The 12,452-nt window shown below is 46.1% G+C and carries 8 protein-coding genes; 7 read left to right on the forward strand and 1 reads right to left on the reverse strand.

From position 1 onward, the window contains the following. Positions 1–237 precede the first annotated feature (237 nt). From ACPD8L_RS01835 to ACPD8L_RS01865, 7 genes are all read left to right on the forward strand, one after another. Entirely contained in the window at positions 238–1,815 is a 1,578-nt protein-coding gene (locus tag ACPD8L_RS01835) for an aminotransferase class V-fold PLP-dependent enzyme (RefSeq protein WP_423941552.1), read from the forward strand. A gap of 10 nt (positions 1,816–1,825) precedes the next feature. Next, complete coding sequence (locus ACPD8L_RS01840; protein ID WP_423941554.1) at positions 1,826–2,785, forward strand: NAD-dependent epimerase/dehydratase family protein; 960 nt, start codon at positions 1,826–1,828, stop codon at positions 2,783–2,785. A 294-nt stretch (positions 2,786–3,079) separates the two neighbouring features. Continuing rightward, positions 3,080–3,493, forward strand: coding sequence for a hypothetical protein (locus ACPD8L_RS01845; protein ID WP_423941557.1), 414 nt, complete (start codon positions 3,080–3,082; stop codon positions 3,491–3,493). Further along, positions 3,477–4,430, forward strand: a complete 954-nt coding sequence (locus ACPD8L_RS01850; protein WP_423941559.1) for a hypothetical protein — start codon at positions 3,477–3,479, stop codon at positions 4,428–4,430. The genes ACPD8L_RS01845 and ACPD8L_RS01850 overlap by 17 nt, the downstream gene beginning before the upstream one ends. Before the next feature lie 326 nt (positions 4,431–4,756). After that, the gene (locus ACPD8L_RS01855) at positions 4,757–5,329 is read left to right on the forward strand and encodes a hypothetical protein (RefSeq protein WP_423941562.1); all 573 of its coding nucleotides are present in this window, start codon (positions 4,757–4,759) and stop codon (positions 5,327–5,329) included. A gap of 15 nt (positions 5,330–5,344) precedes the next feature. Continuing rightward, complete coding sequence (locus ACPD8L_RS01860; protein WP_423941565.1) at positions 5,345–6,301, forward strand: nucleotidyl transferase AbiEii/AbiGii toxin family protein; 957 nt, start codon at positions 5,345–5,347, stop codon at positions 6,299–6,301. 369 nt (positions 6,302–6,670) lie between these two features. Beyond that, positions 6,671–11,476 (forward strand): RecQ family ATP-dependent DNA helicase, encoded by a 4,806-nt coding sequence (locus tag ACPD8L_RS01865; protein WP_423941568.1) that lies wholly within the window; start codon positions 6,671–6,673, stop codon positions 11,474–11,476. A gap of 141 nt (positions 11,477–11,617) precedes the next feature. On the opposite strand, the gene ACPD8L_RS01870 is transcribed toward ACPD8L_RS01865, so the two are convergent. Next, positions 11,618–12,451, reverse strand: a complete 834-nt coding sequence (locus tag ACPD8L_RS01870; protein WP_423941571.1) for a BsaWI family type II restriction enzyme — start codon at positions 12,449–12,451, stop codon at positions 11,618–11,620. Between the last annotated feature and the right edge of the window lies 1 nt (position 12,452).

Consider the following 12,452-nt stretch of genomic DNA (forward strand, 5'->3'; position numbering starts at 1 on the left):
TTGCAATGTCGGGCAAGGGACCTGTCATCAAAGACATGTATCGGACAGGTCCCCACTGCCCACGGACAACGGAACCGAAAGCTTTCATTTTTAGCTTGATTTAGTGAGTTAAAGGGCCTGCTCAAGGGCAGGCCTTTTTTGAAAGCGACAACGCTCCGATCCATACGACTCGGCAACACTACGTGCTGCCCCATTGACAGGCATACCTTGACCAACAAAGCAAACCAAAGAAAGACCATGCAGCCAAATACATTGAACCCCGACAACAGCGCGAAAGACCATCCAGATAATATAAAACGGCAGAAAAAAGATAGAACCCCGACCCTCAGGACCCCGGAGCACCATTTCGAATCCTTTCGCCGCAACATTATAGGTGGTTCCCAGAAAGTGCACACCAATAACGGGAGAACCACCATGATATATGCCGATTGGACCGCCAGCGGCCGGATGTACTGGCCCATTGAAGAGACCCTGCTCTACAAGGTCCATCCATGGGTAGCCAACACCCATACCGAGGCCTCCCTCTGCGGCGCCACTATGACAAGGGCCTACAAGGAGGCAAAACAACAGATCAAGGCACATGTGAATGCCAACAGGGATGATGTGCTCATACCCTGCGGCACTGGAATGACAGGGGCCTTGGCCAAGCTCCAGCGGATCATGGGACTGGTGGTTCCCGAACACCATGGGGAACGCCCAAAACTCGACCCTAGCATTCGCCCCGTGGTATTTATCAGCCAAATGGAGCACCACAGCAACCACACCAGTTGGCTAGAGACCATTTGTGACGTCGTGCTGATACCCCAGACCAATGATGGGGAAATGGATTTAAGAACCCTGGGACGCTATCTGGGAGAATTTAAGGGACGTCCCCTGATCGTATCGATCACGGCCTGTTCCAATGTCACCGGGGTGGAGACCCCCTACCATACGATTGCCGGGATGGCCCATGCCCATGGCGGACTCTGTTTTGTCGACTTCGCTGCCTCCGCCCCCTACGTGGATATCGACATGCATCCCTCGGACCACCATGCACTGGATGCCATCACCTTCTCCCCCCATAAGTTTTTGGGCGGCCCGGGAAGCTCTGGAATCCTGATCTTCAACAAAAAGCTCTACCATAAGAAAGTCCCGGACATTCCCGGAGGAGGCACGGTCACCTTTACCGACCCCTGGGGAAACCACAGTTATAAACCGAATATCGAAGAGCGGGAGGATGGTGGCACCCCGGGCTTTCTGCAGACCATCCGCGCGGCAATGGCCATCAAGCTAAAAGAGGCCATGGGTACCGCAAATATGCGCCTGCGCGAACAGGAGATCAACCAGCGGGTCTTTGCATACTTGGACAAAATTGAAGGGCTCAGGATACTCGCATCCGGGCACAAGTACCGGCTTTCCATCTTCTCCTTTACCGTCCAAGGGCTCCATTACGATCTTGTGACCCGAATGCTAAGTGACCGTTTCGGCATACAGGCTCGCGGCGGCTGTTCCTGTGCGGGCACCTATGGACACTATCTGATGGACATCGATCCCAGCGCTTCCGAGAAAATCCAGAAAAAGAGCCGGTTGGGCTGCAGCCTCGACAGACCCGGATGGGTCCGGATCTCCTTCCATCCCACCCAGACCGATAAAGAGGTGGCTCAGGTCTGCCACGCCATTCGGCTTATCGCCCAAAAAGGCCATGGATGGGCCAAGGGCTATAAAAAGACCAAGGACGATCATATCCCCAAAAACCCAGCGGATCAAGTAAAGATACCTATCAAAGACTGGTTCGAGAGCCCATTTTTACCTGATTTGAAGGTCAACACCACCTAAACAAAAGCCCATGTTAAAGGACAAACAGCGCATATTGGTGACCGGGGCAGGAGGGCAATTGGGACAGGAACTGGTCCGCACCCTGACGGCCGTCTTCGGAGAGGACAGGGTAGTGGCCACCGATATCGACAGTACAAAGGCCCAATATTTCAAGCAATGTCCCTTCGAGCCCCTGAACGTCTTTGCCACGGAGCACATGGAGACGATTGTCCAACATTACAACATCAAGCACCTCTACCATCTGGCCGCCATACTGTCCGCCCACGGAGAAAAGCACCCCATGGCCACCTGGCAAGTGAATTTGGACGGGTTGTTACAGGTCTTGGAGGTATCCAACAAAATGAAGGTCGAACGGGTCTTTTGGCCCTCCTCCATCGCCGTTTTTGGAAAACACAGTCCCCTTGAAAACACCCCACAGCATGGAATGCGGGATGCCCGGACCATCTATGGCATCGCCAAGGCCGCCGGGGAACTCTGGTGCCAATACTACCACGAGCGCTACGGATTGGACGTGCGCTGTCTCCGCTATCCCGGACTTATCGGCCACCGTTCCCTGCCAGGGGGAGGTACCACGGACTACGCCGTGGACTTCTACCACCGAGCTGTAAGGGGCGAACCCTACACCTGCTATCTGGCCCCCGACACCCGCTTGCCCATGCTCTATATGCCCGATGCCATCAAGGCCGCCCTACAGCTCATGAAGGCCCCCAAAGAACGGATACGGGTACGTTCAGGCTACAACCTCCAAGGGATGAGCGTCACCCCCAAAGAGATCCAGCGGAGCATCCAGCGGTTCTGCCCGGACTTCCAAGTGATATATGAACCGGACCACAGGCAGGCGATAGCCGAAGGCTGGCCCCGGGCAGTCGACGATGCCCCGGCCTCCAACGATTGGCAATGGGCGCCAAAGTATGACCTCGACTTTATGAGCGAGGATATGTTGATGCACTTGATGGAACGGATAGGTTGACCCCAATGGAAAAGAAAATGGAGCCAAGGACACCTTTTAAAGATGCACAAGCACCAGTCTAAGCAGAGAACTGGGCGTGCACGACTTCGTTGAAAGAGTTTTCAGGTATTCCTTGCAGTACAAATTCAAGCCTTATAAGTGTTGGTTACCATTGATTAAAGTGCCCTCTGGGAAGCAGATACCCTGAACTTCAAGCCAATAAAACAGTCTCACCTGCAATCCATACAAAATCCATTTAAGATTTGGAAGTAATTTCCTACTATTGGTATAGCCAATTATCATATTCTTCTGATAATGAAACTGCTGCTAAAAAAGACACAGGATATCCAGAACGCAAAAAGGCTCAATAAGCTTTTCAACAGACCCTATGTTGAAGAGGTAGCCCTTGAACTTGGACTGAATCCTATACAGAAAAGAACAATTGAAGCCAAAATCCTCGACCTTTTCAATGAGTGCGGTTGCAAGTGGGGTTCGATTGCCCTAATAGTCACCTTTTTCAGCAGTATTATGGTTCTTTCGATTTTGTACCCATTCCAATGGAAATTCCTTCCATGGGCCTTTGGAACATCAATCTTGGCAAGTGCATTGGCCAAGATAGCGGGCCTTCTCCTCAGTCATATCAAACTTGGAAATATCCTTGATCAATTGGAGCGCACAGAGGCATTTAAATCAACCTTAACAACTGAAAACCATGGCTCAACTATGTGACGAGTTCCACGAATGGGTAGAAGAAGAAATTGAAAAACCGGTAACGGAATGGCGGGAAGAACGTGTGGAGAAATGCAAACGACGAAAATGCAAAAAATGGTGCCTTTGCTGCAACAAATGGTTCTGCTGGATTGAAATTGTCGTGGTGGCCGTGGTTACCTTCATTGTCATTACGGTGGGCAAATGGGTGCTGCGTGTGGTTTGTTGGACGGTAAATATTATCATAGACGCACTGGCTGGAATTATCAGTATCTTATTTATGATTCCGGTCATTGGCAGGCTCATCAAACAGTTATGGAACTTTATCATCGAAGTATTTTGGCGGATAGTAGGATTGGTCGGTGTGATTCTGGACCTATTCGGACTTGACATAAGAAAGAAAATGCGCATCTGCATCATCATCCTTCGGGACGAAAATGGAAGGGAACTTACCACCCCTGCAAACCTCCAGCCAACTATTGATGATGCCATAGATGTGTGGAGGGACGCGGCCAACGTCAGACTCATTGTTGAGGATATCCATACGGTAATTCCAGGCGCACTACGGAAAAGAAACCTAGATGTGGAATGCGATACAGGTGCATGGACAGATGATGTACTCGCCACGGGCAGCAATTTTGAACTGATTGCCAACACCTATTGCTTTGACGGAGTTGGACGCCGTCTTTTGGGCTTTGCCGCCCCCATTGTGGTTTTTGCAGTAAGGGACATCAAGGGAAAACGAGGATGCTCGTTAGGACTGTTTTCCGATTATGTAACCATTGAAGCTGGAAATTCTGGTTGTCTTGCCCATGAACTCGGTCATGCCAATTACCTGTATTGGAAGCAACATCATGACAATCCAAACAATCTGATGCACTCAAGTTGTGGAGGGACGGAACTTGAGAAATGGCAAAGGATAATCATGAGGGATTCCAGACATATTACATACATATAGCAGGAAACCGGATGATGTGAAATGACCGCATCAGCCGGATGGTCGAGACCCCTAAAACGGAAATTTTGAGCCATCCCACAGTTGGTTGTATCATTCGGAAACGGTATAATGTTTTTTAAGAAAGGACGCTCAGTTTTATCCAGGGGAGTGGGCATACTGGGTCCGGCGCTTCCCCCAAGCCACATAGAAAAAGGACGGAATGGCCCTAAAAATCCATAAAACACTATATGTAAAGCATTTATTTGTATATTTGCATGAATTTTAAATGAAAATACTTGCAATTTGATATATTTTTTGCTATCATATACCCTATAAAAACAAAGGACATGGGCAAATTAAGGGAATTGAAGAAACATCTCAGACGGGGAGCGGTATATCGCAGGGCCGACCTTGAGCAATGGTCCCATGCGGTGGACCGTCATCTCGCGGAGCTTGTAAGGGAAGGGACCCTTCAAAAGCTTTCGCACGGGCTATACTATTACCCAAAGGAAACCGCATTTGGGTATGCCCCACCGGACGAAGCAGCCTTGGTGCGCAGCTTCCTCAAGGATGATGCCTTTCTCCTTACATCCCCCAATGCCTACAACACCCTGGGGGTGGGCACTACCCAGCTTTACAACAAACGGGTCGTGTACAACCACAAACGCCATGGCGTTTTTGAACTGGGGGGCAGGACATTCTACTTTCACACCAAACCCCGTTTCCCCAAAAAATTGACCCCTGAATTTTTATTGGTAGATTTGGTGAACAACCTAGACGGGTTGGCGGAAGACCCCAAGGAAGTATTGGCCAATGTCGATGACAGGGCACGGGAAATGGATGTGAAAAAGCTCGGACAAGCGGTCAAGGCCTACGGTGGGGTCAGGGCAAAACGGGTCCTCGGTCCCGTGATCAACTAACGCAAGAACAGTACCATGTCCACCAATTATCTCCATGACCATCCCGACTTTGCCGATCTCTTGCGCATCGTGGAACAGGAAACCGGCATCCAAGTGCAGTTGATTGAGAAAGATTACTGGATTATGCACGTACTCCACGGGCTCAAGGGACAAGGTCTGGACTTCGAGCTCAAAGGCGGTACCTCCCTATCCAAGGGATATGGGATAATCGACCGTTTTTCAGAGGACATTGATATCCATATCAAGCCCCCAGCAGATATGGAGGTCAACGAAAGCCCCAAGAACACCAAGCCCAAGAGCGTCCAATCCCGAAAAGAATTCTATGATTGGCTTGCAGGCCATATCCATATCGATGGGATCGTTACCGTTGAAAGGGATACGGCTTTCGATGATACGGATTATTACCGAAGCGGGGGCATTCGCCTTCACTATGAATCCAAGACCGGCCATGCGGAGGGCATGAAAGAAGGCATATTGCTGGAAGCCGGATTTGACACCGTTGCCCCCAACGCACCAATTACAATCAGCTCATGGGCCTATGACAGAGCGGTCAGCAATCCCGACCTGGCCATCATCGACAACAGGGCAATCGATATAGCCTGTTATCACCCAGGCCATACCTTGGTCGAAAAGCTACAGACCATAGCCACAAAGTACAGACAAGAACAAGGTGGCGCTGACCCACGGCCCAATTTAATGCGCCAGTACTATGATGTCCATTGCCTACTGGCCAAAAAAGACGTACAGGATTTCATCGGAACCGAGGCCTATACCGCACACAAAATGGCACGCTTCCCCAAAGTTGACCGAAAAATCCCCATCGCCGAGAACGAAGCATTTCTACTGAACGATCCACAGATAAGGGAAGCCTTCAAAAAAAGATATATTGGTACCGCTTCGCTTTATTACAAGGGGCAGCCCGAATTTGAAACATTGCTCACAACGATCAAAGCACATATCGACAAACTTTGAAATCAACACCGTAAAACTTCCAAGATGAAAATCCAATGTCAGGGCGGACTTCAACTGTACCAATGACACCCAGTATCATCCTATAGAGATTCAAAACCCGAAGACAGGACTTGTTTCCCCAAAGAGGATGGCGTGCCATGACATTCGTTTCCTATTTCTTATAGGTATTATAAAAAGATTTTGGAAAACCGTAAATTGATAAAAAAATAAAGTCAAAGAGAAGGAAAATGCACAAAACCAAAAAGTTGAGACTATGACCTAGTTTTGAACCGGCCAGTTCAAATCCGCTTGACAACGTACGGATAAAAAAATGACCCCGTTCATTCTTCCAAGTACGATAGGGCGGACTAGGTGAAACCAAACCATGGTATGCACAATATCCTGTTTTTAGACATTGAGGTCAATCCAAAAACCGACACCATAGATTATGGGGCAACTTTCAAGGGCCAAGAACTGCATGAAAGAAACAGCAACAGACTGGAGCAATGGATAAAGGAGGCCAAATACATTTGCGGCCACAACATTATCAAATACGATGTTCCAAAGCTGAAAAGTAGGTTAGGGGAAGAAATTTTCATAGGGAAGAAATTCATCGATACCTTGCTATGGTCCCCCATCTTATTTGTAAACCGGCCCAACCATAAGCTTACCAAAGGCTACCGCATTGTAAATGCATCAGAGGCCAACAACCCACTTTCAGACTGTAAATTGACGGAAGACTACTTGATCAAGGAATTGAACAGGTTCAACGGATTGCGTATTGAAGAACGAAGCATATATTATCACTTGCTTCAAAACAACCCCAGTTTCAACACCTTTTTTGAAATGGCCGGGTTCGATGGTTCCAAATCAGTCCATACACCTATTGGCCAGTTGATCGGAGCGCAGATATGCTCCAACGTTGATCTTGAAAACTATTCAAGGCAGTTTCCCATTGGTATGGCCTATGTGTTTACCTTACTGAAATTAGGGGACAACGATGCGGTATTGCCTCCATGGGTCAGGCACGAGTACCCAGAAGCAGAGCGCATACTCAATGAAATTCGTTTCAAGACCTGCAATGATGCGAGCTGTGAATACTGCTCAACTAAATTGAACCCAAAAAAAGCCCTCTTTGACTTCTTTAACTATACAGATTTCAGAAAGTTCGAAGAACACAGATCAACCAGTTTACAAGAAGAAGCCGTAAGGGCGGGACTACAAAGGAAATCCTTTGTGGCCGTATTTCCCACAGGAGGGGGAAAGTCACTGACCTTCCAATTGCCTGCCTTGATGCGAGGCGCTTCCACAAGACACTTGACCATTGTTATTTCCCCTTTGATATCCCTGATGAAAGATCAGGTAGACAATTTGAGGGAACGTTTTGGGATCACAAGGGCGGTCGCTATCAATGGTTTGCTCTCTCCCCTTGAACGCCAGGAGGCCTTTGAAATGGTTTCGGATGGAAGGGCAGACCTATTATATCTATCGCCCGAATCATTGAGGTCGCCGTCAATCTTCAAATTGATATTGACACGGTCCGTGGGCCGGATCGTCATTGATGAAGCACACTGCTTTTCAAGTTGGGGGCAGGACTTTAGGGTCGATTATATGTTCATTGCAGATTTTATAAAAAAAATAGAATCCGAAAAAAATGTATCGCAGATACCCGTATCCTGTTTTACGGCCACGGCAAAGCTCCAAGTGATCAAGGACATCAAATTTTATTTCCAAGAAAGATTGGGCCTGGAGTTGGATGAGTTCATCACCAATAAGGGAAGGTCAAATCTATCCTATGAAGTGATCAATATTGAAGAACCCGAGCGCAAAATGGGTCATTTGCTACGGGTACTTGAAGACTGTGAAAAACCTACAATTATCTACGCCTCCAGGACCAAACAGGTAGAAAACCTCTATGCCTTGCTCAATGAAGCCGGTTTTAACACCACCTTTTTCCATGGAAAACTGGACAAGGACACCAAAAAGGCCAACATGGATGCCTTCATGGGAGAGGATCATGAAATCATCGTGGCCACCTCGGCATTCGGGATGGGAGTCGACAAGGACAATGTTAAGACCGTCATCCATTACAATATTTCAGATTCCCTCGAAAATTATGTCCAAGAAGCGGGCAGGGCCGGCAGGGATGAAAAAATAAACGCCAAGTGCTATATATTGTACAGCGAGGAGGACTTGAACAAACATTTCAGTTTGCTACAGCAGACCAAATTGAACCATAAGGAGATAAAGGATATCTGGAGAGCGATCAAAGGTCAGGCCAAGTTCAGGGACAAGATCAGTCAGTCGGCTTTGGAGATTGCCAGGAAATCCGGTTGGGACGCAGAGATGTTGGACTTGGAAACAAAAGTAAAGACAGCTATCTCAGCTTTGGAGGACCAAGGGTTCTTGGTAAGAACCTTGAATTCACCCAGGGTATTTGCCGACAGTTTATTGGTCAAAAGTTTTGGCAGTGGGCAGGAAATCCTCAGGAACAGTAAAAAAATAACGGACCAAGACAAAAAAGACTGCGGTATCGTTTTAAAACGATTGATCACCGATGGCGAGACCAGAGTTGATTATCTTGCCGATACCACGCAGTTGAGCGCGAAAAGGATACAGGATGTCATTCGAATGCTCAGGGACCATACACTATTGGGCGATGCCAAGGATTTGACCGCTTTCTTGAGCTTGCTCCAATCCAAAAATGGCTCAAAAAGAATATTGGAGGACAATTTAAAAATCGAAAAGGGCATACTCAAAATTATCAAGGCAAATAAGCTGCAGGTCCCCTTGCGGGAATTGAACCAAAAGCTGTTGGACAGCGGGGTCATCGAGTCAAATGTAGCATCCATTAGAACCTTGTTGACATACTGGGACAAAAGACGATTTGTCAAAAAGAGCAGAATTGACAAAGAAAGGGATATTTATGAAATAGTATTCATCAAACGGGAAGACCTCATTGAAGATATCAAATGGCGCCATGACCTATCCTTGTCAACATTCGGCTTTCTTGAAAACCTAGCCGTTAACAACAAGGACCATATGGGGGGCAAGGAACAGGTACCGGTTTCCTTCTCCCTGCTGGAGTTAAGGGAATCCAACCAGTTCATGGGAAACCTAGTAGAAGAGAGCACCAAAAAATACGAAACCTGCCTGTTGTTCCTAAACGATATAAAAGCCATATCCTTGGAAGGAGGGTTCATGGTCTATTACAACAAACTGAATATATCGGACGTGGATACGAGCAAAAAAGTATTTACAGCCGATAATTACAGCAAGATCAAAGAATTTTATCTGCACAGAACAGAGCAGATCCATATTGTGGGGGAATATGCGAAGAAATGTGTCCAAAACTACGAGTCGGCCTTGGCCTATGTCAATGATTACTTCACATTGGATTACGAGGAGTTCCTGGCCCGCTATTTTCCGAGGAAGAAAAAAGAAATACAAAGAGCAATTACCCCCAAACGCTTTATGGAGATCATCGAAGACCTGGACACCGACCAGACCAAGGTCATCGAGGACAACAAATCAGACCATATCCTGGTCTATGCCGGCCCAGGCAGTGGCAAGACCAAGGTCCTGGTCCATAAAATAGCGAGTCTGTTGCTGATCGAGGACATAAAGCCGGAACAATTCATGATGCTCACCTTTTCAAAGGCAGCTTCCCTGGAATTCAAACAACGCGTGAGAAACCTCGTGCCCGAATATGCCGGGCTCATCAAGATCACCACTTTCCATGGCTTCTGTTTCCAATTGTTGGGTCAATTGGGAGACCTGAACAAGTCCCAAAACGTGATACAGGACTGCATCAAGGCCATAAGGGAAGGGGACATTGATATTTCATCCCTAGAGAACAAGAGTATCTTGATGTTCGATGAGTTCCAAGATATCAATCAAAAAGAGTGGGAGTTGATAGAACTGATCATCGAGAAAGCAGAAAGGCCACGGGTAATCGCAGTAGGGGACGATGACCAGAACATCTACAGCTTTAGAGGGTCTTCAAACGCATTCATGGCCAGGTTCAGAACCAAATACACCGCAACCTTATATACACTTCCCAAAAACTACCGCAGTTGTCCCAAGATCGTGGAGTTCAACAATCAGGTCCTGGGCCATCTCAGAAACCGATTAAAAAGCCAGAAGCTCATTGCCAGTCTAATCAGGGGTGGGGGAAGTGTTGACATTGTTAAATACAATGGTAACTATTTGGAGAAACCTTTGGTTGAATACATAACTGGGACCCAGCTGCCCGGAAACAAAGCCGTTTTGACCCGAACCAATATGGAGGCACTGCAAGTCAGCTCCATGCTGAAGGCGCTGGGACACAAGGTAAAGCTAATGGCAGGTTTTGACGGGTTCCGGATCTCCGATCTGTACGAGATCAGATGTCTTGACCACAAATTGAACAGTGAGGTCGCGGAATCAGGGATCATATTCGAGGCATCATGGGAGCTGGCCTTGGATTGGTTCAGAAAAACTTTCAAACAGAGTCTGCACTTTGAAACCTGTATGGCCCTGATCAAGAAATTTGACCATGCAAACCCCGACAAAAAACTTCTCGTGGACTGGAGGGAATTCTGTAGGGAAATCAATATGGAGGACGCCATAAACCCCGATTCCGAAAGTATCGTCGTATCGACCATGCACAAGGCCAAGGGCAAGGAATACGACCATGTTCTGATATTGTTGGCAGATTATGATTCTACCACCGATGAATCCAGAAGATTGTTATACGTAGCAAGCACAAGGGCCAAGAAGACCTTGCATATCCACACCAATATCCACTTCTATGACAAGATCGAATCCAAGAACATCACCAGAAACAGCTATATAGGGGAACTGAACGAACCACAGGGATACGAGATGATCTTGGGCCACAAGGACGTAAGTTTAAGTTCCTTTAAATATCAAGTACCCTTATCAATTTTAAGGACCATCCAAACAGGCGACCCACTTGTAAAGGACATCAAGATCTTTAGAGACAGCGAAGCCCCTGGACTGGCCAAGGAACATCAAGGCAATCTAATGTTGTTCTCAAAGAAGTTCGTCACCGAACAATACAATCCAATGATCAAAAAGGGCTATGATATAACCAGCGCCACAGCAGAATATATTGTCTATTGGTACAACAAGGACGAGGAAAAGGAGTATAAGATCGTTCTCCCAAGGTTGAGATTTGAGAAAAGGGATTGATTGGAGTTGGCCAAATCTAAATAATAAAATCAATGGCTGTCTTAAATATCGGGGTATCTACAATCAGAAACTAGTTTTTTGAAATAAGGTTCGTCTTGTGAAATATGACTTAAAAAATCTTTTTTCATCAATTGCCTGAATTCATGGTTTCCATTTGTAATCAAGCCATTGTCTTTGGGAGCTCCAAAATTCTGCTCCCTTTTTACAATCCTCAACAAAAGCATCCATTGAAATATCAATCGCTTTAATCCGATTCTTTGTGATATCTTCGTTGGTCAAAACATACATATTGTGCCAACCATTTATTTCAAATTCGGCACTATCTCCATTAACCATGTTTTGAAATTTAGGCAACCTGAGAAAATCTCCATCTAATACTAACGCAAAGGAAACAAAGAATGCTTTCATTGCATTTATGGATGGTTCTCTATCCCTTGTGACCCTATCTCTAATTGAAGTTTTTGTTTGAAGACAACCATAAATCAAATACTTAGAGTCTGTTTCTATACCAAGGTATAAGTCAAAAATACTAGTGCCAATCTGTTCTTTCAACCAACTTATATCCCTTACCTCATTTAATATATTATTTTGATGCAATTGAAAGCTAAGTTCTTTTTGAAGCAAAATTTTTATTCCGCTTCCATGAAGTTGCAAATTACCAATGTCCCTTATCATTTCTTCAAATGCATGGCCACTTGACTTTTTCCAACTATTATCTGCTGAAATAACCTTCTTAATAACTTCTTGATCAAATATTCCTGAATAGCTATTAACGTGTGATAAATAAATTGTTTTCCAAATATCTGAAGGTTCAATTTCTGGATAAGTCTTCATTGCATTAATTGAAGATAATTTTATTGCTTTCTTTTGAGCAAACTTTCTTTTATCATTATGTTTTTTGAGTTCACTATTAGCGTACTCCTCCGTAAAAATCCTGTTATATTCTTCTATACAAAAAGACTTGAAATCATCCATA

Source organism: Flagellimonas algicida, assembly GCF_049629585.1.
Classification (GTDB): domain Bacteria; phylum Bacteroidota; class Bacteroidia; order Flavobacteriales; family Flavobacteriaceae; genus Flagellimonas.